Source organism: Bacteroidota bacterium, assembly GCA_016715425.1.
Lineage (GTDB): Bacteria > Bacteroidota > Bacteroidia > Chitinophagales > BACL12 > JADKAC01.
The window spans coordinates 91,540-112,773 of sequence record JADKAC010000007.1 but is presented as its reverse complement, the minus strand read 5'-3'; the positions used below and the strand labels follow the sequence as shown (position 1 = coordinate 112,773).

General features: G+C 34.6%; 20 protein-coding genes and 1 pseudogene. 14 read left to right on the top strand and 7 right to left on the bottom strand.

What is annotated here, in order from left to right; genetic code table 11:
• Positions 1–2 precede the first annotated feature (2 nt).
• Positions 3–497, bottom strand: a complete 495-nt coding sequence (locus IPN31_12740; GenBank protein MBK8682739.1) for a hypothetical protein — start codon at positions 495–497, stop codon at positions 3–5.
• Between the two features lie 62 nt (positions 498–559).
• Entirely contained in the window at positions 560–1,243 is a 684-nt protein-coding gene (locus IPN31_12735) for an FKBP-type peptidyl-prolyl cis-trans isomerase (GenBank protein ID MBK8682738.1), read from the bottom strand.
• Between the two features lie 51 nt (positions 1,244–1,294).
• Between IPN31_12735 and IPN31_12730 the strand changes: the two genes are divergently transcribed.
• Positions 1,295–1,717: an RDD family protein gene (locus IPN31_12730; protein MBK8682737.1), complete on the top strand. Its 423-nt coding sequence runs from the start codon at positions 1,295–1,297 to the stop codon at positions 1,715–1,717.
• 3 nt (positions 1,718–1,720) lie between these two features.
• On the opposite strand, the gene IPN31_12725 is transcribed toward IPN31_12730, so the two are convergent.
• Complete coding sequence (locus tag IPN31_12725; GenBank protein ID MBK8682736.1) at positions 1,721–2,296, bottom strand: UbiX family flavin prenyltransferase; 576 nt, start codon at positions 2,294–2,296, stop codon at positions 1,721–1,723.
• 77 nt (positions 2,297–2,373) lie between these two features.
• Here IPN31_12725 and IPN31_12720 point away from each other — a divergent pair, with 77 nt between their 5' ends.
• From IPN31_12720 to IPN31_12710, 3 genes and pseudogenes are all read left to right on the top strand, one after another.
• Complete coding sequence (locus IPN31_12720) at positions 2,374–2,985, top strand: thioredoxin family protein (GenBank protein ID MBK8682735.1); 612 nt, start codon at positions 2,374–2,376, stop codon at positions 2,983–2,985.
• 12 nt (positions 2,986–2,997) lie between these two features.
• Entirely contained in the window at positions 2,998–3,558 is a 561-nt protein-coding gene (locus IPN31_12715; protein MBK8682734.1) for a DUF255 domain-containing protein, read from the top strand.
• Positions 3,559–3,639: 81 nt separating this feature from the next.
• Positions 3,640–5,586, top strand: a pseudogene (locus IPN31_12710) (KUP/HAK/KT family potassium transporter).
• Here IPN31_12710 and IPN31_12705 read toward each other — a convergent pair.
• The 3 genes from IPN31_12705 to IPN31_12695 are packed head-to-tail and all read right to left on the bottom strand — an operon-like array spanning position 5,583 to position 9,489.
• A complete protein-coding gene (locus tag IPN31_12705) occupies positions 5,583–6,272 on the bottom strand; it encodes a serine/threonine protein phosphatase (protein MBK8682733.1) in 690 nt (229 codons plus the stop codon). The pseudogene IPN31_12710 and the gene IPN31_12705 overlap by 4 nt on opposite strands.
• A gap of 5 nt (positions 6,273–6,277) precedes the next feature.
• The gene (locus IPN31_12700) at positions 6,278–8,764 is read right to left on the bottom strand and encodes a glycoside hydrolase family 2 protein (GenBank protein ID MBK8682732.1); all 2,487 of its coding nucleotides are present in this window, start codon (positions 8,762–8,764) and stop codon (positions 6,278–6,280) included.
• Positions 8,761–9,489 carry a copper homeostasis protein CutC gene (locus tag IPN31_12695; GenBank protein MBK8682731.1) on the bottom strand — a complete coding sequence of 243 codons (729 nt, stop codon included), beginning with the start codon at positions 9,487–9,489 and terminating at the stop codon, positions 8,761–8,763. Before IPN31_12695 ends, IPN31_12700 begins: the two co-directional genes overlap by 4 nt.
• A gap of 130 nt (positions 9,490–9,619) precedes the next feature.
• Here IPN31_12695 and mnmA point away from each other — a divergent pair, with 130 nt between their 5' ends.
• The 4 genes from mnmA to IPN31_12675 all read left to right on the top strand — a co-directional run bounded on the left by mnmA (position 9,620) and on the right by IPN31_12675 (position 14,008).
• On the top strand, positions 9,620–10,744 hold the full coding sequence (gene mnmA / locus IPN31_12690; protein ID MBK8682730.1) for a tRNA 2-thiouridine(34) synthase MnmA: 1,125 nt from the start codon (positions 9,620–9,622) through the stop codon (positions 10,742–10,744).
• Entirely contained in the window at positions 10,731–11,483 is a 753-nt protein-coding gene (locus IPN31_12685; GenBank protein ID MBK8682729.1) for a hypothetical protein, read from the top strand. Before mnmA ends, IPN31_12685 begins: the two co-directional genes overlap by 14 nt.
• 31 nt (positions 11,484–11,514) lie before the next feature.
• Positions 11,515–13,170, top strand: a complete 1,656-nt coding sequence (locus IPN31_12680; GenBank protein MBK8682728.1) for a S8 family serine peptidase — start codon at positions 11,515–11,517, stop codon at positions 13,168–13,170.
• Between the two features lie 88 nt (positions 13,171–13,258).
• Positions 13,259–14,008, top strand: coding sequence for a hypothetical protein (locus IPN31_12675; GenBank protein MBK8682727.1), 750 nt, complete (start codon positions 13,259–13,261; stop codon positions 14,006–14,008).
• Here the strand turns inward: IPN31_12675 and IPN31_12670 are convergent, their stop codons facing one another.
• Positions 14,009–14,419, bottom strand: coding sequence for a hypothetical protein (locus tag IPN31_12670; GenBank protein MBK8682726.1), 411 nt, complete (start codon positions 14,417–14,419; stop codon positions 14,009–14,011).
• 183 nt (positions 14,420–14,602) lie between these two features.
• On the opposite strand from IPN31_12670, the gene IPN31_12665 reads away from it, so the two are divergent.
• From IPN31_12665 to IPN31_12640, 6 genes are all read left to right on the top strand, one after another.
• Positions 14,603–16,966 carry a TonB-dependent receptor gene (locus IPN31_12665; protein ID MBK8682725.1) on the top strand — a complete coding sequence of 788 codons (2,364 nt, stop codon included), beginning with the start codon at positions 14,603–14,605 and terminating at the stop codon, positions 16,964–16,966.
• A gap of 3 nt (positions 16,967–16,969) precedes the next feature.
• Positions 16,970–17,923: a DUF4249 domain-containing protein gene (locus IPN31_12660; GenBank protein ID MBK8682724.1), complete on the top strand. Its 954-nt coding sequence runs from the start codon at positions 16,970–16,972 to the stop codon at positions 17,921–17,923.
• A gap of 28 nt (positions 17,924–17,951) precedes the next feature.
• On the top strand, positions 17,952–18,374 hold the full coding sequence (locus tag IPN31_12655; GenBank protein MBK8682723.1) for a DoxX family protein: 423 nt from the start codon (positions 17,952–17,954) through the stop codon (positions 18,372–18,374).
• Positions 18,375–18,401: 27 nt separating this feature from the next.
• Complete coding sequence (locus IPN31_12650; GenBank protein ID MBK8682722.1) at positions 18,402–18,926, top strand: hypothetical protein; 525 nt, start codon at positions 18,402–18,404, stop codon at positions 18,924–18,926.
• Positions 18,927–19,058: 132 nt separating this feature from the next.
• Positions 19,059–20,237, top strand: coding sequence for an acetyl-CoA C-acyltransferase (locus tag IPN31_12645; protein ID MBK8682721.1), 1,179 nt, complete (start codon positions 19,059–19,061; stop codon positions 20,235–20,237).
• 78 nt (positions 20,238–20,315) lie between these two features.
• Positions 20,316–21,233 carry a hypothetical protein gene (locus IPN31_12640; GenBank protein MBK8682720.1) on the top strand — a complete coding sequence of 306 codons (918 nt, stop codon included), beginning with the start codon at positions 20,316–20,318 and terminating at the stop codon, positions 21,231–21,233.
• The last annotated feature ends 1 nt before the right edge of the window (position 21,234 follow it).

Here is a 21,234-nt window from a genome sequence, read left to right as displayed (position 1 = left end):
TGTTATTCACCCAGATAATATAAATCAAAAAACACTTTATATGTTTTTTCATTTGATGCAGAAGGCTCTCCATAATAAATAGCCAACCTTGCAATCATATTATCATGAATCTGAAAAGATAAATCGTTGCGCAATCCGAGAGCACCGGGTTCTACTTTTATTGCAGAATAACATTTGCGAAAATCATTTGCCAACTGATCGTACATCGTTAGAGCTTGATCTTGCGATAAAGTCTCACCAAAATATTGTAACACATTAGAAAGTTTGCCATCAGCAAAATAATGTACTTCAGAACGTGTAGCTCCTTGAAAAGTAAGATTGCAATCATAATAAATCCACATATCATTTGGCCTTGCTTCTCCTTTCTTAAAACCATCAGGATCATTCACAATAGTTGCTGCTTCTTTCAGGTCGTTACATAAATCTAATTGTTCCGTTTGAGCTGTTGCTAAAACTGATATAAATAGGATGGTGAAATAAAGAAAATGCTTTTTCATAATAGTATTTTTATTACGGGGGAAAAATAAAAAAAAAGGGGAGTTGCACCCCTTTCTACAAATTATTTTTTAATAACTTTTAATAAATCCACATCAAAAATTAACACAGAGTTTGCAGGAACAGGTCCGCCACCCATTGCTCCAAAGCCTAACTCGGCAGGAATAAAAAGTTTATAAGATGCACCTTCTTTCATCATTTTCAATCCTTCGGTCCAGCCAGGAATTACTTCGTCTACATTAAAAGTAACCGGAGAATTTGTTTCAAAAGAACTTTCGAATTCAGTACCATCTATTAATGTTCCTCTGTAATTTACTGTAACAGAATCTCCATCAACAGGCATGGAACCTGTACCTTCTTTAATTACTTGATATTGCAGTCCGCTGCTTGATACTTGTACGCCGGGTTTCGTCGCATTTTCTGCTAAGAAATCTTTCCCTTCCTGAAGTTTCTTATCCATTAACGCCATTTGCTTTTTCTGAAAATAAGAATTTAGATAAGTTACGGATGCTTCATTGTCTAACAGGATAGAAGAATCGTCTGCAAATGCCTGATGAATTGCGGTAGAAATAATATCCGTATTCAAATTTTCTATTCCTTGTTTTTGTAAACTTTCACCGATGTTAATTCCCAAAGCATAACTCAGTGAATCTTCAGCAGTAAGTAATTGTGGTGTTTTCAATGATGTTTTATTGCTACATGCCATAAATGTAACGGCAAAAAACATTGGTACTAATAGTCTTTTCATTTTTATAAATTTGAGGCGCAAAGATACACGGAAATAAAAGGAAATTACAGTATGCAAATAATAGATTCACAGTCGGGTCAAACAATTTATGCAGGATTTTTATCCCGCTTTGTTGCTTATATAATTGATATGTTGATGATAGGTATTGCCCGTTCCATTCTGGCCTTGATATTTGGGTTTTCTCTATTTCATCCTTCTATGGGAATAATTTGGTTTGGAAGTATTTTCGGTTTATTGTATTTCATTATAATGGAAGGAAGTAAGTATCAGGCAACTGTAGGGAAATTATTAATGCGTATTAAAGTAGTGAATCTGCAAGGTGGTCGCATAACGTTATCAGAATCTATCATTCGAAACTTATCAAAAATTCTTTCAGCAATATTTTTATTGATAGGTTTTTTGATGGTGCTATTGGATGATCGAAAAAGAGCATTGCATGATAGGATTGCAGGAACATTTGTAATAGAAGAATAAAAATTAAGCTTCTCCACCCCAACGATATCCGTTTACTGATAATCCTGCTAATTCCAAAGCCCGGTCAATTACTGTTGCGGTGAGTTCTTCAAAATTTTTAGGCTTACTATAATAGGAAGGAGAAGCCGGACAAATAATTCCGCCCGCCATTGTTACTGTTTCCATATTGCGTATATGGATAAGATTATAGGGTGTTTCCCGGATTAAAAGTATGAGCTTTCGACGCTCTTTTAAAATTACATCCGCAGCTCTTGTAGTTAAATCATTGGAGACTCCTGTGGCAATTCGTCCCAGAGTTCCCATTGAGCAAGGGCAAATAAATAATGTATCATATTTGGCGGACCCTGAAGCAAAAGGTGCCATGAAATCATTTTTATCATAATAGTGAAAGGGATAATTTTCATAATCACGATTGTCGAGTTCATATTGCCAAACATCTTTTGCATTGTCGCTCATCACTATACCAATTTTTTCAATTTGATCATTCATTAACAAAAGTTTATCGAACAACACTTTTGCGTAAATAGCACCGCTGGCACCCGATACCGAAACTATAATTCTACGTTTATTATCCGTCATAATCTTTATATTGATTGCAATTTAACTATTATGGAATTATTTTTGTTAAATCAAGCACCAAACTAAGATTGATAAATATGCGTAAGACTCTTTTATTTTCCGGTTTAATAGTAATTAGTGGCGTTATAGTTTCATTTGTTGTTCTCAATAAATCAATTACACCTGAAGAATCTTTCGAAACTCCTGTTGTTTCCAAAATTGAAGGTGAAGAAGAATTTAAATGGTATAGCGTAGAAGAAGCTATTGAACAAAATAAAATCACCCATAAGAAAATATTTATGGATGTATATACCACATGGTGCGGGCCGTGCAAATGGTTAGATGCAAATACATTCAGCAATCCTCGCATTCGCCAACTATTAAGTACTTATTATATTCCCACAAAATTTGATGCGGAATCTTCGGATACAATTTACTTTAAGGATAAAACATTTGTAAATCCAAATCCGGGTGCTGCTGCAAGAATGAGTACCCATGAATTTACCATTTATATCGCATCTACAGAAAGAGGTATTGCATATCCAACGATGGTATTCTTAGATGAAAATCTAGATATGATTCAACCTATTTCAGGCGCTTTATCCGCAGAGCAATTAGAACCAATTTTGGATTATATCGGTCAGGATTATTTTAAGAATACTCCGTGGGAAACATATAGTCAAAGCTACATTTCAAACATTAAAAAATAAATTAATACCACCATGCTATCAACACTGTTATTTACACTGTTCATCAGTTTTATGCCAATAAGCAATGAAACTTTATCCGCTTCAGATAAATCAGAAGCTACAGAAATAAACTGGATCACCTTAGAAGAAGCAGTAGAAAAATCAAAGAAAAAAGATAAGTTAGTAATGATTGATTTCTATACTGATTGGTGTGGATGGTGTAAAAAATTAGATGCAAATACATATATGAATCCTGAAGTGGTGAAATATGTAAATGAAAATTTTTATGCGGTGAAATTTAATGCGGAACAAAAAGAAGATTTAATTTTTAACGGCAAAACTTATTCTACAAAAAGTAATGGCAGCCGGGGCACTAATGATTTTGCTGTTGCGTATGCTTCTCGCAGCGGGCGTTTAGGTTACCCCACTATATCATTTATTTCCACCAAAGGGGATAAGATAGGAGTAGAAGCCGGCTATAAAGATCCAAATGATATGATGCTAATGCTAAAGTTTTATGCAGAAGGCACTTATAAAACAATGGATTTTACAAGCTATAAAAACAAAGCGGCTCAAGAAATTAAAGCTGAGTAACTAGTCATCTATTTTATTTTTAATTCGGAAATTATATCTGTTGTCATACAGATATAAGTATATATTTGTGCGCTAAACACAATGAACGACTCCACAAATAAACTGCACAAAATATCCGCTGCAGGCGTTTTAATTACACTCGGAATTATTTATGGTGATATAGGTACATCACCTATTTATGTAATGCGGGCAATTGTTGGTGGACACACTATCAATGAAGATATCGTTCTCGGTGGATTGAGTTGTGTAATTTGGACTTTATTAATCATCACCACTTTTAAATATGTATATCTCGCATTAAATGCTGATAATAAAGGTGAAGGAGGAATATTTGCGCTCTATGCTTTGGTAAGAAGATATAAAGTAAAATGGGCAATTCTTCCGGCATTACTTGGATGCGCAGCTTTGATTGCCGATGGTTTTATTACTCCACCCATTTCAATTTCATCTGCCATAGAAGGATTAACAATTCTAAATCCTGATATTCCGACAGTACCAATCGTAATAATAATTATCAGCGCATTATTTATTTTTCAGCAATTCGGTACTCAGGTAGTCGGTTCAGTTTTCGGTCCGATCATGACTATTTGGTTTTTAATGATTGGCACACTCGGGTTTATTCAAATCGTGCAGGACCCATCCGTTTTGCGTGCAATTAATCCGATGTATGCAATTAATTTATTAGTAATGTACCCGGGAGGTTTTTGGATATTGGGTGCAGTTTTTCTTTGTACTACTGGTGCAGAAGCAATGTTTTCCGATTTAGGTCATTGTGGTAAAAAAAATATCAGAATAGGATGGGTATTTGTTTTGTCCATGTTACTACTTTGTTATTTCGGACAAGCCTCGTGGTTAATGCGAAATGAAGGCACTTTTTTTACAGAAGATACCAGTCCGTTTTATGCAATAATGCCCGAGTGGTTTTTACCAATTGGAATTATCATCGCATCTGCTGCAACAATCATTGCAAGTCAAGCGGTAATTACTGGTTGTTTTACTTTGGTGAATGAAGCCACAAAGTTGAAATTATGGACCAATTTTAAAGTAGTGTATCCAAGCAATATTAAAGGGCAGATTTATATACCTGCTATTAATTGGTTTTTATATCTGGGTTGTATTACTGTGGTTTTAGTTTTCCGTGAATCAAAAAATATGGAAGCTGCTTACGGACTTACCATTACCATAGATATGATAATGACCACTTTGCTACTTACAAAATTATTGCAATTGCATCGCCGACCTTGGTTATTTATTGTTTTATTTTTTGGTGTATTCATTACTATTGAGCTGAGTTTCCTTGCTTCCAATCTATTAAAATTATCTCATGGAGGTTGGTTTACAGTGTTGATTGCATCCATCATTTTTATGGCGACATGGTTGTTTTATAAAGGACGCATCTTGCGCAATAAGCATATCGAGTTTATAGAAATGAAGGAGTTTATTCCACTACTCAAGGAATTGATGAAAGATGAAACTGTGCCAAAGGAAGCAACTAATCTTGTTTACCTCAGCATGGTGAATGATGCTAATCATATAGACTCCAATATTTTATATTCGGTGTTTAGAAAAAAAACCCAAACGGGCAGATGTGTATTGGTTTGTGCATGTGGATATAACGAATGATCCCTATAAAGCGGAATATCAGGTACAAACTCTAATTCCGAAAACTTGCTTTTCGTTCGTTTGCGTTTTGGATTTAAAGTAGAGCATAAAGTGAATTATATGTTTTCTAAAATAGTGAGTGATTTAGTTGCAAATGGTGAGGTAGATATCCTAAGTCGTTATCCTTCTTTGCGCAAATTTGAATTGCCTGCGGATTTTAAATTCATTGTTGTTCAATCCAGAATTGCAATAGATGATAAACTTTCACCCTGGGAACAATTTGTAGTGAAGGGGTATAGAATTATTAAAAAATTAGGAATATCCACTGCGGAGGATTTTGGTTTGGAGCAAACAAATATGGTGGAAGAATCTGTTCCGATACGAGTAGGTAAAGCTTCGGCTATTGATTTGAAGCGGATACCTTAATCTTCAATATTTTCCTGTCCTATAATTTCTAATGTATCCAGATTTAAGGAAGCTAAATGTCCGCCAAAACTTCTTCCTTTATATACACATCCGCAATCAATATCAAACACTACTTTTTTTCCGGAAGCAACATCTTCACGCAATGAAACAATTGATCTTGGTGTATGACCATGGACAATTTTTTTATCTCCCAACAAACTTATTTTTATATGTTTATACCAATCTCTTATCCAAATCATACTATGGTAATCTCCAAACGGATCTTCGTCTTTAAAATTAAAACCTGCATGCACTAAATAATAATCATCTAACTCAATAAAGTATTGAAGACTTTTAAAAAAATGCAGATGTGATTCTGGAATATAATTTAAATAGTCTTCTGCAATAATTCCATAACTTTCTAATGTGGCAATGCCACCATTGCGACTTAACCAATTGTCTTTATAACCTCTTTCATAAGCGGCATTTAATAATAACCATTCATGATTTCCCAACAGACATTGCACATCAAATCCTTCCGTTTTTAAATTCAGGATTTTATCAATTACGTCTTTACTATTATTTCCTCTATCAATATAATCACCCAATAAAAACAACGTATCATTTTTTGTGAGAGCGATTTTATCAAGCAAACTATTAAATGTTTTTATACATCCGTGAATATCTGAAATTGCATATCGGGCCATAGTTATTATCTAATCGTATTTAAAGATTTATATAAAATGTTTTCTGCATCATCTGAAAAATTTCCTTCTATGTGCAGATATTTGGTTTCGCCGGGAACAAGATCAAAAAAGTTATCACTTAATTTCAGTTCTTCTGATTCAGTATAGAGATATATGCCTGAAGTAAATACATTTGTTTTTACTGAAAGCATATTATTGTTTTTTTGAAAATCAATTTCTATTTCCGGTTTTTTCAATTGCAAATCTTTTGGTGGCACTAAGTATTTGAAATAATCGCAAAGCATTTCCTCTTGATCTATCAATCGTACACGAACTACTTTTTTTTCTTTTTGAGTATATAAATTTTTACTGAGTTTAAAAAATATAAATGCAGAATCTGCCGGAATATCCAATTGCAAAGTATCTGCATTAATGATAGATCCATTAGTCATAAGTACTTCAACTATTGCAGTGATATTTTCTTTTTTGTTTCCGTTATTTATTATAAAACAATCCAAAGCATTTTTGTTCTTGGCCAAAGAAATTATCATTGGTGCAAAATTTGTTTTTGCTACATAATACAATGCTTTTCTGTTTCCATAATAATCAATTGCACTCCAGGAAGTAACTGGCCAGCAATCATTCATTTGCCAAAATAAAGTACCCATACAATAGGGCATTGATCGTCGGTGTGCTTCAATAGCCGTTGCTATTCCCTTTGCCTGTAATAGTTGCGAAGTATAAATAAATGTTTCTAATTGTGTACTGCTTTTATAATCTCTTTTTAGATAGGTAAGAATTGTTTCATAACCCACAGGATGTTTTTGATGCGCTTTCATTGTTGGTGAATTATATTTCAATTCTTTTTCCGGAGTAAATTTTTTAAATGAACGATAAGAAGGCATTCCCTGAAATCCATATTCACTCATAAATCTTCCTACTTTTTCATTGTAGTAATCAAACGATTGATTGCCCCACCACACTCCCCAATAATGTACATCACCACTTAATAAACTTTCTTTACGACCCCAACCGATAGAAGGGGATGATGGCCAATATGATCGTGTTCCATCTTCACTTGCAATTATATTTGGAATCATTGTATCAAATATTGCATTGTACCAACTCCAGATTTTATCCTGATCTTCCTGATTGTATTTTACTTGCCATCCCCAATTATTCCATGCTTCATCTATTTCATTATTGCCACACCATAATGCAATACTCGGATGATTGCGCAAGCGTTTAACCTGATAATTAATTTCATTTTTCACATTGGATATAAAATTACTATCGCCGGGATACATGGCGCAGGCAAACATAAAATCCTGCCAAACAAGAATGCCCAATGAATCACACAAATCATAAAAAATATCTTTCTCATAAATGCCTCCACCCCAAATGCGCAGCATATTCATGTTGGCATTTTTTACTTCTAATAATTGTGCGAGATAGGAACTGTCAGTTGTGCGTGGCAAAAAATTATCTGTGGGAATAAAGTTTGCTCCACGCATAAAAACAGGTTGGTTATTTAGCTTAAAATAAAAAGATGTTCCTATAGAATCCGGTGTGGTGATTAATTCTATTTTTCTGATTCCGAATTGTATTTTTTTCTTTTCTATTAGTTGATCATTTACAAATAACTGTATTGTATAATTATATAAATACGGTTCGCCAAGATCATGCGACCACCAAAGTTTTGGCGATTGAATTTGAATGGAAATTGGAATGTTATTTTCTCCTTGCCTGAGTAAATAGTTTTCTGAAAAAATTGTATTGCCTTTTTCATCTGAAATTTCTAATGTAATATCCTCAGCAGTTGTTGAAAATATATTTGAATTAAATGTTACTGTTGCAGACTCCGTTTTTATTTTATCCGTAATTACTTGTATGTTTTCTATTGAAACATCATTTTTAAATTGCAAATACACCGGTAACCAAATTCCGGATGTAACAAGTCGAGGCCCCCAATCCCAACCATAATGGTATTGTGCTTTGCGTGTGTAAACTCTTTCCTCCACAGGTAAAACAATGGATGATGCATTCGCAAGTTGTTTACTTTTTATTAAAGGAGAAGTAAAATTAATTGTCAAAATATTTTCTCCTGCTCTCAGCAAAGTATCAATTGCTGTTTCCCATTGGCGAAACATATTATCTGTTTGTAAAACGAGAATTCCATTTAAAAAAATATCTGCATAAGTATCAATGCCATCAAATACAAGTGAGGTGTTTTTATTTGCAACTTGTGATTCATTTAAATTAAATACACATCTATAATCCCAATTTTTTTCTTCCACCCATTGCACTAAACTTTCATTTGTTCCATAAAAAGGATCCGGAATTTTTCCTGCTGCCATCAAATCTGTATGCACTGTTCCGGGAACTGTTGCAGCATACCAGGTATCTGTTCCATCTTCTCTGAATTGCCAATTTGAATTGAGAGGAAAAATGCTTTGTGCTTGAATCCAATGCAGTTGAAAAATCAATGCAAGCAAAATAAAATTTCTGTTCATGAATTTGCCTTGTTGAGATATAATTGCATAGCATTAATTTCTTGAGTGTTGCACATCAGTATATCATTATTATCATACATCTCTACTTTTTCATTTGTATTTGTATTTATGATTGCACTTGAATGATACCATTTAGAATGCAACACATTATTAATAGCAGAAATATTCTCACTGCGAATTCCGCCGCCGGGCATTATTTGAATTGCAGTACCAAATGTTTGTTTTAGTTTAAGCAGTTGTTGCAAACCATGAAATACATTTTGTTTTCCTCCACTTGTTAAAACTGTTTTAAAACCACAATCTATTATTGTTTCAAATGCAGATTCGATATCCGGAACTATATCTATTGCTTTATGAAAAATACACCGCATTCCATTTGCCACTGATATTAATTCTTTACAACGATTCACATCCACTTTTTTTGATGAATCCAAAATTCCAAAAACAACTCCTGCAACTTTTATTTTTTCACATGTTTCAATATCCTTCAGTATAACTTCAAACTCTTTCTTTGAATAATTAAAATTTCCTTCACGAGGTCTTATTAATACATGCACCGGAATATTGATTGAATTACAAACAGTTTCAATAGTTCCTATAGAAGGAGTTATTCCTCCGGAAGCACCTGCACACAATTCAATTCTATTTGCACCTGCATCTGCGGCAACAATTGCACTTGTTGCATTATAACAACATATCTCAAGCGGCATGGGGTAAAGTTGCATTATTTTTTATTTAAACATGAGTGGCATTTCATCATGAATTTCATTATAAAAATTCCATTGTTTACCTATTTCTGATATAGTAACAATTCTGTTTCGAACTAATGAGAGCTTGTCGTTGTAATTTTACACTATGAGTAAGCATGGAAAAGTTTTGGTGGCGATGAGCGGCGGATTGGATAGCACTGTTACTGCGATTATGTTGCACGAGCAAGGCTATGAAGTTGTGGGAATTACTATGAAAACATGGGATTATGCCACAAGTGGTGGTTCTAAAAAAGAAACCGGATGTTGTAGCCTCGATTCAATTAATGATGCCCGTCAGGTTTCTGTTGATTTGGGGTTTCATCATTTCATTGTAGATATCCGAGAAGAATTTGGCGATTATGTTATAAATAATTTTGTGGATGAATACTTATCCGGCCGCACTCCTAATCCATGTGTGTTGTGCAATACACATATTAAATGGGAAGCCTTGTTGCGTCGTGCCGATCAAATGGATTGTGAATTTATTGCAACCGGTCATTATGCACGAGTAAATAAATCGGATGATCGCTTTTATATTTCGAAAGGAACGGATGATAATAAAGATCAATCGTATGTGCTTTGGGGACTTAGTCAGGATTGCTTGAAGCGTACTAACTTTCCCTTAGGTCATCTCAGAAAAACTGAAATTCGGCAAATGGCAAAAGACATGGGTTTGATTGAGTTGGCTAATAAAGCAGAGAGTTATGAAATATGTTTTGTACCTGATAACGATTATCGTGGATTTTTAAAACGCAGAGTAGAAGGGTTGGAAGAAAGAGTAGATGGTGGTTTGTTTGTGGATAAAAATGGAAATATTCTGGGTAAACATAAAGGCTATCCTTTTTTCACCATTGGTCAGCGCAAAGGTTTAGGTATTGCTTTGGGTCAACCGTATTTTGTTTCTGAAATCCGTCCTGATGTAAATGAAGTGGTTCTGGGATTAGAAGAAGATTTATTGCGCAATGGTGCATTTGTACACAATCTGAATTTGCAGAAATATGCCGCAATAAATGATGCAATGGAAGTTTCTACCAAAATCCGATACAAATCCCCCGGCGCATTATCCACTATTATTCCCGAAGGAAATGGAATATTGAAAGTAGAATTTGAAACTATGGTAAATGCAATTACTCCCGGGCAATCTGCAGTGTTTTATGAAGGCAATGATGTGATTGGAGGAGGAAATATTTTAAGCAATTTTTTAATTGACCACACTAATGAAAACCAATAAATTACTTGTTGTTTCTGTAATACTTTTTTTAACAGGTAGCCTGATAATTTCCTGCACTGAAGATTCGGTAAAGAATATTACGGTTTATCAGGCAATGGATTATTATCCTTTGGCAATTGGGAAGTATATCACTTATAAAACGGATAGCATTCATTATTTCGAAACTATTGCCAACGATACTGTGCATGTAGATATTAAAGAAGTGCTTACAGATACTTTCAGAGATGGCAGTAATTTTTTGAATTATAGGATTGAGCGTTTCAGCCGACCATCAGGAACTGACTCCTGGACATTAGTTGGAACCGGAACTGCGAACTATAAAGATGTATCCGTAGAAAAAGTAGAGAACAATTTGCGCTATATAAAACTTGTTTCTCCGGTGGAAAAAGATGTGGAATGGAAAGGTCATGCCTACCTCGGTGGACTGAGTTCTATACTTGTAGATCAGCAATGTAATAATCTGGTATTTTTAGAAGGATGGGAGTTCTGTTACACCAAAGTGAGAGAGCCGGAATTAGTCGGTGTTTTTAATTTTGAGGATGTAATAACAGTGGTGCAAAATGGCAGTCAGAATTTAATTGAGCTTAATCACTCGGAAGAGAAGTATGCTAAAGGAGTGGGAATGGTGTATAGATTTTTTCGTCATTATACCACTCAAAATATTTGTCCCGATTGTATTTGGGAAGAAAATACGCAGTGTGGGTATAGTGTCAGGATGACAGTTATAGATTATAACTAATTACAAATCAGATTTTTAAACTAACAATTAGATGCTATACTTGAAGCAATTTTTTATCCTCCTTTTTTTCTTTCAAATTTCTGAATTTGTATTTGGGCAAGATGAAATGCTGCCTCAAACCTATTGGGTTTATCTGACAGATAAGCAGCATTCCGAATATTCGCTTGATCGTCCTCATGAATTTTTAAGCACTCGTTCAATAGAAAAAAGAAAGCGATTTAATATTCCAATGAGCTATTCTGATTTGCCCGTGAGTGAATTTTATATCGGTCAGATTAAAGAAACCGGTGTCAAAATAATTACAGCTTCAAGGTGGTTAAATGCAATTAGTATTCAATCCTCCGACCCCGAAATTCTCGCTTCTATTTTATCACTTAATTGCGTTTCCAAAATTGAACCGGTGAGAAAAATGAAACGTCAAACGGAAATGCCTATGTTGTCAATAGAGAATTTAAAAACAACAGAAACGAATTATTATGGATTAGCAGGAAATCAATTTGGAATGATAGAAGGTCCATTTTTGCATGAGAATGGATACACAGGAAATGATATGGTAATCGCAGTTTTTGATGCGGGATTTATTGGCGTGGATACAGGAGTTGGCTTTTCTTCAGTGTGGGAAAAAGAACAAATTCTTGGTTACTGGAATTTTCCTGATGATAATGATAGCGTGTTTATTTCCAGTTATCATGGTGCCAATGTGTTTTCTATAATGGCGGCGGATGTTCCGGGAGTGTATGTTGGAGCTGCTCCGGATGCAAAATATTATTTGTTCAGAACGGAAATCGTAGATAGCGAATATGTGGCTGAGGAACATTTTTGGTTAGCCGGTGCCGAGCAAGCTGATTTTTTAGGTGTTGATATTATTAATTCTTCCTTGAGTTATACCACATTTGATAATCCTGACGAAAGTCACACCTATTCCGATTTGGATGGTAATACTACGGTAATTACGAAAGCTGCGGACATGGCTGCAAGCAAAGGAATTTTAGTTTGTACAGCAGCGGGAAATTATGGTTCTGACTCATGGCATTACATCGGTGCGCCAGCTGATGGGGATAGTGTGTTTGCTATTGGCTCTGTAGATGGTGACCGTCAGTATTCATCTTTCAGTTCCGTAGGTCCAACCGCAGATGGTAGAATAAAACCGGATATTGCAACACAAGGAGGTAATGCTGCTGTGTTAAGCTCTGAAGGTTATGTTTCTATTGGCAGTGGAACTTCTTATGCATCTCCTCTTGCTGCAGGTGCTTCGGCAATTTTATGGCAAGCGCATCCTGATAAAACCAATATGGAAATTATGCAGGCTTTGAAACAAAGTGCTTCCATTGCAAAAACTCCAAATAATAAATTGGGCTGGGGAATTCCAAACTTGTTTCTCGCTGATTTATTTCTGAAAGGTTTTGATGGTCAACAAAATGATGAGCTCTTCACAGTGTTTCCTAATCCGGTTCAAACAAACTTGTATCTAATCGTTTACGATAAAATAACTGCTGATGCTACGATTGAAATTTTTGATATCAGCGGGAAAAAAATACTTGTAGTTCAACCTGAATATTCTGACACACAAATAAATCCAATAATTATTCAAAACTTTCCGCAATACACCGCAAGTGGAATTTATTTTATTCGTGTAAATACAAACTCGAAATCCAAAACTTTAGAAATATTAGTTGCCAATCCATAAGAATTAAAGACAAAATTTTTATTTCATAATTGACAAATACTATTTAGAAAAGCATTTTACTTTATCATTGAACCAAAAATCATTTATTATGAAATTTATTAATTATCGAAATGTAGTAGCCACATTTTTATTGATACTCTCCAATGTTACCATTTTTGCACAAACAGGAAACAGACCGGTGATAGTGTATGTTACAGATGCTATGTGTGCATGGTGTTACGGTGGAAATGAAAGGGTGTCAAATGTGCAAAAACATTTTCAAAATAAAACAGACTTTACCGTTATTTCATCCGGTTTTGCAGCCAATGAAAATGCAGGTACGCTCAATACATTATTGCCTTATCTGATAGGGGATTATAAATTAGTGGAGTCAAAAACAGGAGTGACATTTGGTGAAGATTTTTTAAATGGTCTATTTAAAGATGACACTACTTTTTTAGATTCACGTAATTGTGCAGTGGCATTATATATTTTCAGTTTGTATTATCCTGAAAAATCATTGGAGTTTATGCAGTGTATGCAACACTCCATTTTTTATAATGGAATATATCCGCAGTCAAAAGAGTTGTTTGATTTATGTGCCTTACAATTTGATTTGAAACCGGAAGACTTAGAAGAAAAAATGAAACAAGATTTAAATATAAAATCTGCGGAAGCACAATTTATAGTTGCCGAAGATTTAAATGCGGATATTTTACCAGCTATCTATTTACAAATGGATGGAGAAATTTTATTAGTAAGTAAAGGTTTTGCAACTGAGGATGCGATTATTCAAACCATTGAAAAATATTTGAAAAAGCGCAAACCTTCTCAATCGGAATCGGCAGATGATTATTAATTAAGGATTCAATTTAGCAAAAATAAATCCTGCTATAGTTGCTTGAAATACTCCATAAATAAACCACATACTAACCATTACAATTGTTACATTCAATGCACTAAATGAAATCCACATAGAAGGAAGTGTTGCTATAATAGCGTACACCACACCAAATTCCACACCTCTTGCTATAAAGTTTCCATCAAATGATTTTTTAAACCTGTTCCAGAACCAGGATAAAGCAAAACTTAAAATAAATGGATGAATATAATATAACATCGCTCTATCTTCGCCCGGCCAAAACACGGGGTTGTAAAATAAATCGCTTGTGGATGGTGGCAAGAATCGAATTACTAAAAACAATGCAGCAAAACTGAATGCCAACAATGCAATACCTGCTGTTATTGCAGGAACAACAAATTTTTTCATTTGTAAAAGGTTTAAATGTTATACTTCAAAAGAACTTATACAAAGTAAAGAGTTTGATGAGTAATATCACCATACTATTAAACTTATCTCTTAAACAAGGATAATAATTGAATTTGAAAAATGAATTTGTTAAATAATTACATGTCAAAAACAGAAACGCACTTTATGGTGTTTAGGAGTGCTATGAAAATACAAGTCTCCTCGCTCTTTATTATTCTATGTCTTTGTACTCCTTCTGTTTTGTTTGCCCAAAATAAATTTACTATCAGCGGTTATATTAAAGATGCAGCCAGTGGTGAAGATCTTATTGGTGCAAGTATTTTTATTCAAAGCGAAAATCCTACAGGTACAGTTACTAATGTATATGGCTTTTATTCCATCACTTTACCCGAAGGAAATTATACTGTTAATTATTCCTTTGTAGGATACGAGGTAATAAGCCGTGAAATTGAGTTGAATGCTGATTTACGTTTAAATATAAATCTGGAATTGAAAAATATTTTGCAGGAAGTAGTGATTACCAGTGAGAAGAAAGATGCAAATATTCAAAGTACCAATATGGGAACGGTGGATTTGAGTATTGAACAAATAAAATCTGTTCCTGCATTATTTGGTGAAGTAGATATTTTAAAAACGTTGCAATTACTTCCCGGTGTTGGTGGTGCCGGAGAAGGTAACAGTGGCTTTTATGTTAGAGGTGGAGGGCCTGATCAAAATTTAATTTTATTAGATGAAGCAGTGGTTTATAATACCGGACATTTGTTCGGGTTCTTCAGTGTGTTTAATTCGGATGCTATAAAAAATGTAACACTGGTAAAAGGGGGAATGCCGGCACAATACGGTGGCAGGCTCAGCAGTGTGGTGGATGTGCAAATGAAAGATGGTAACAATCAAAATTTTCATGCAGAAGGTGGAATTGGATTAATTTCTTCACGACTTACTATTCAAGGACCGCTTGTAAAAGACAAAGCTTCATTTATTATTTCTGCCCGACGCACTTATATTGATGTATTGATTCAACCATTTATTCGCAATACAGAATTTGATGGAAATAGATATTATTTCTATGATTTAAATACTAAATTGAATTACAAATTCACAGATAAGGATAGACTGTTTTTGAGTGGATATTTTGGAAGAGATGTATTTAATTATCAATCCCCGGATGATGATTTTAATGTAGAAATTCCTTGGGGAAATGCTACTGCTACGGCTCGATGGAATCACTTGTTCAGCAATAAATTATTTATGAATGTCTCTGCGATTTACAACGATTATAATTTTGAAGTGAAAAGTGCATTCGATGATTTTGATTTTTCATTATACAGTGGTGTGCGTGATTATAATTTAAGAACCGATTTCGATTATTATCTCAATTCAAATCACACCTTAAAGTATGGACTCAATTATATCTATCATCAGTTTTCTCCTTATTCAGCACAAGGCAGTTCGGGTGATACTGAATTCAGTACGGATACACTGAATAAAAAATATGCTCATGAAGCTGCAATTTATATTCAAGATGAATTTAATGTGGGGCCGTTACTAAAAATTAATGCGGGATTACGGGCAGATTATTTTTTGCAAGTGGGTCCTTATAATTTTATTGATGTGGATCCTGTTACCCAAGTTCCTGTGGATACAATTAATTATAAAAGCGGAGAACCCATTAAAGATTATTGGGGATTTGAACCGAGAATTAGTGCGAGATATATTATTAATGAAACGTCCAGTTTAAAAGCAGGCATTGCTGTTACCAATCAATTTATTCATCTTGTAAGCAGCAGCACAAGTACACTGCCCACAGATTTATGGGTGCCTAGTACGGCAAGAGTAGCACCACAAAAAGGTATTCAATATTCGTTGGGATATTTTAAAAATTTGCAGAATAATACTTTTGAAACATCCATTGAAGTGTATTATAAAGACATGAAAAATCAAATTGAATTTGCAGATTCTTATGTGCCTGAAATAAGTACGGATATAGAAAATGATTTTGTATTTGGTATTGGAAGATCATATGGTGTAGAATTATTTTTTAAAAAAGCATTTGGAAAATTTACCGGTTGGGTGGGCTATACACTTTCTAAAACAGAACGTCAATTTCCTGATTTAACAACCGGCGATAATTGGTTTCCTACAAAATATGATCGTGTGCATGATCTGGAACTTGTAGCTGTATATGAATTAAATAAACGTTGGTCTTTCTCTTCAACCTTTGTTTATGCTACCGGTCAATCAACTACAATTGCCGAAAGTTTTTATGTGGTAGAAGGCGAATTGAGAACTGATTATGGTCCACGTAATGGTTATAGAATGGAACCCTATAACAGACTTGATGTTTCTGCAACTTTAAAAAACAAACCCGAAAAAAAGTTTGAGTCGAGTTGGAATTTTTCTGTGTATAATGTGTATTCAAGAAAAAATCCGTATTTCATTTATACAGATATTGAAGGAGAGTTGAGTACAGGAAATGTAAATGTCCAGGCAAAAAAAGTTTCCATTTTTCCGATCATACCATCAATCACATGGAATTTTAAATTTTAAATTATGCATCGCAATATATATATCATTACAATTTTTAGTTTGTTGCTTACTGCATGCGAAACAGATATTACTTTAGACTTTCCGGAACCTGAATCTAAAATTGTGGTAGAAGGTTATATTGAAAATGATTTACCACCGTTTGTAAGTCTCACGAAAACTATTCCGTTTTACGGCGAAATCAATTTCAATTCAATGAATGCTTATTTGGTGAATGGCGCTTTTGTAGAGGTAAGTGATGGTGAAAATTCTGTTGCACTTATAGAATTTTGTTTAGATGAATTACCGGATGCATTGAAACCATTGCTTGCGGAATTATTGGGTATTGCAATTGATTCCACCACCGGAGAATATGCGTATAATGCATGTTTATATACTGTTCCCGATATACTCAGTGGATCGCCGGCTTTTGTTGGTGAAGCAGGTAAAACATATTCATTACTCATCATTGCAGGTGAGGATACATTAACATCATCCACAAAAATTCCGGATTTAATTTATGTAGATAGTATTTATTATCGGCCGGCAAGCGAACAAGATCCTGAAAATGATTCTTTAGTTCGTGTGTATGGTATGCTGAATGATCCTTCTGTATTAGGAAATTATTATAGAATTTTTACCAGCAGAAATAATAATGGATTTTATCCTGATTTTAATTCGGTGGTTGATGATTTATTTTTTAATGGACAAACATTTGAATTTCCCGTAACACGAGCTCTTGCACCCGGCGAACCTTTTGATCAAAATACTTATGGATATTTTTGGAAAGGAGATACTGTTGGATTGCGCTGGACAACAATAGATTTTTTTAGTTACGATTTTTGGCGAACATTAGAAGCGGATAATGGTTCTGATGGTCCATTCACTTCGGTAACAATTGCGGCCACAAATATTAATGGTGGTTTGGGTATATGGTGTGGATATGGTGCTGTCTATTATGAATTGATTGTGCCTTTATAATTTTATTTTTACTTTAAAACAAAAAGAAATGAAGCGGTTTTTATTTAATGCGAATGCTACTTTTTTAAATTTTGGGTTATTATTCCTTCGGGTAGCAATTGGCTCTTCTTTTATTTATCATCATGGATTTCGGAAAATATCCGATCCATCAATTTGGAAAGAATTAGGAGGTGCAATGGATATTGTCGGAATTAATTTTGCTCCGGAATTTTGGGGATTTATGGCGGCTTTTGCCGAATTTTTCGGTTCAGTGTTTCTTATCTTAGGTTTGTTTACCCGACCTGCTGCATTCCTGCTTTCATTCACTATGTTTATTGTAGTGTATAGTTCTTATGTAGAAGGAGATGGATTTTCTTATCCTTTAAGTCTGTTATTTGTTTTCCTTACTTTTATAATTATTGGTCCGGGGAAATATAGCATTGATGCACAAATAACTGGATTTAAGAAATGAAAAATTGAATTATTAAAAAATAAAAAAATGAAACTTAACTTTTATAAAATTTTCGTCCCACTCGCAATTGTTTTCTTTTTTCTTTCAGCATGTTCCAATACAAATGATGAAAAAACGGAAAGTAAATCGAATGAAGATTTTAAAGGAATCACCTTGTCTGATTCCGGAACTGTAATTCCTCCAGTTAATCCACCGGCAATTACAACTACACCTATTCCGGGTGTAACCAATTCTGGCAAAGCAGGTGTGCAACATTACACTTGTCCAAATAATTGTGTAGGCAGTGGAAGTTCAGCTCAGGGAACTTGCCCTGTTTGCAGTTCTGCTTACCAGCATAATCAAGCTTATCACAATACGGGTAACCAAACTGGTGGACAGCCTCCTGCAACTACTATTCAACCCGGAATAAATCAATCTAAAACTGCTGCACAAAATTCGAAAGGTATTTATCATTACACCTGTTCCAAAGGTCATCCAGGTGGAGCTGGTTCTGCAGGATCTTGTGCAAGTTGCGGAGGAGCATTATCGCATAATCAGGCTTATCACGAATAAATAGATTTCGTTTTGAAATGGTAAGTTGTGGTATATAATCAGACTCGTAATTCGGTTTGCTTAATCTGCATTTTATTTAAGTAAATAAACGAGCAGTACCTTTGCGATGTTAATCAAAAAAAAATTTTAAGAATGAAAGAAGTATATATCGTATCTGTAGCAAGAACTCCAATCGGAGCATTTGGTGGAGGATTATTACCATTAACAGCACCGCAATTAGGAGCCGTTGCAATGAAAGCCGCAATTGAAAGAGCAGGTATTAAAAGCAGTGATATTCAAGAAGTATTAATGGGAAATGTAATTAGTGCGGGTATTGGTCAGGCGCCCGTTACACAAGCAATGTTAGCAGCAGGTGTTCCGGATACTACACCATCAACTACTATTAATAAAGTATGTGCTTCGGGTATGAAAGCAATTATGATTGGTGCGCAATCCATTCAACTCGGTATTAATGATGTGGTATTAGCCGGCGGTATGGAAAGCATGAGTAATGCTCCGTATTATTTAATGAAAGAGCGTTTCGGTGCAAAGCTTGGTCATGGCAAAGTGGAAGATGGTGTAATTAAAGATGGACTGTGGGATCCTTATGGTGATAAACACATGGGTAGCTGCGGTGAAACTTGTGCACGTGAATATAAATTCAGTCGTGAAGATCAAGATAACTATGCAATTGAAAGTTATCGTCGTGCTGCTGAAGCTTGGAAAAATGGTTGGTTTAATGATGAAGTAGTGCCTGTTTCAATTCCTCAAAGAAAAGGTGATCCAATTGTAATTTCTGAAGATGAAGATTATTCAAAAGTGAAATTTGATAAAGTGCCTACACTAGCTCCGGTGTTTGATAAGGCAGGAACAATTACCGCAGCAAATGCATCCAATATTAATGATGGGGCATCCGCAATGGTATTGATGAGTAAAGAAAAAGCAGATGCATTAGGTATTAAACCAATTGCAAAAATTATTGGATATGCAGATGCACAACAATCACCGGAATGGTTTACAACTGCACCTTCGAAAGCTATGCCTTTAGCAATTGAAAGAGCAGGATTAAAAACTTCTGATATAGATTTCTTCGAAATAAATGAAGCATTCAGTGTAGTGGCTCTTGCCAATATGAAAGAGTTGGGAATTACACATGCACGAACAAATGTATTTGGTGGTGCAGTTGCTCTTGGTCATCCACTGGGTTCTAGCGGTGCTCGCATTGTAATGACATTATTAAGTGTGTTGAAGCACAAAGGTGCACGTTATGGCTGTGCCGGAATTTGTAATGGTGGAGGTGGTGCTTCTGCAATGGTTATTGAATCAGTTTAATAGACAAGGGTTCTGTTTCCACACAATAATTACCAGCAACAATCATTTTAATGCCTGAGATTTGAATTTGCCTTCAGCATGAAAAAAATTATTGCTTCCATATTATTTTCAATGAGCCTTCTGGTTTCGAATGCGCAGATTTCAAAAATTACTCCTGCAGATCTTGTGCAAATGCGTTTGTATCAAGATACATTGCGCATGTTGGGAGATTCCTTAGCATATAGTAAAGATTGGAGCATTAGAGAACATGCTGCTGTGCAAATGGTGCGCACTCTGGTGAAAACTCTTAAACCCGATAACTCCTTTTATTATCCACTGGATTCACAAATGATGATAACGACATTGTATCCGGAGAATCAAGAATTCAGAATATTTACTTTTCCATTAAAACTGAAGGACAATACATATCGGTATTATGGAGCAATTCAAATGCGTAATGCCAGGCTTACACTATTTCCGATGATTGATATGAGTTTGTTTATTGAAAATCCGCAAACCACTTCTTTAAATTGTGATAATTGGTACGGAGCATATTACTATAATATCAAAGAAATAAAAACTAAGGAGCAGCATTATTATTTATTATTTGGATGGGATGGTGTAGATGATTTTACTACAAGAAAAATTACGGATATAATGTGGTTTAATGATGCAGGTATACCACAATTTGGATTACCTGTTTTTGCAGTTTCTGACACTGAAATAAAGCAACGTGTATTTATTGAATATAAAGATGATGCATCACCTACATTCAATTATGATGAAGAATATGAGATGATTATTTATGATTATTTGCGCCCGGAAAATCCAATGTCAGAAGGTATCTACATGACTTACATTCCGGATGGTACTTATCAGGGATATAAACTGGATAAGAAAACCAACATGTGGGTGTTCCAGGAAAAGGTATTCGATCATATATTAGACAAGCCACCTTTGAATAAACCTAAATATAAAGGGGAGGATCCGAATATGTATATTAAGCCTGACAATTAAT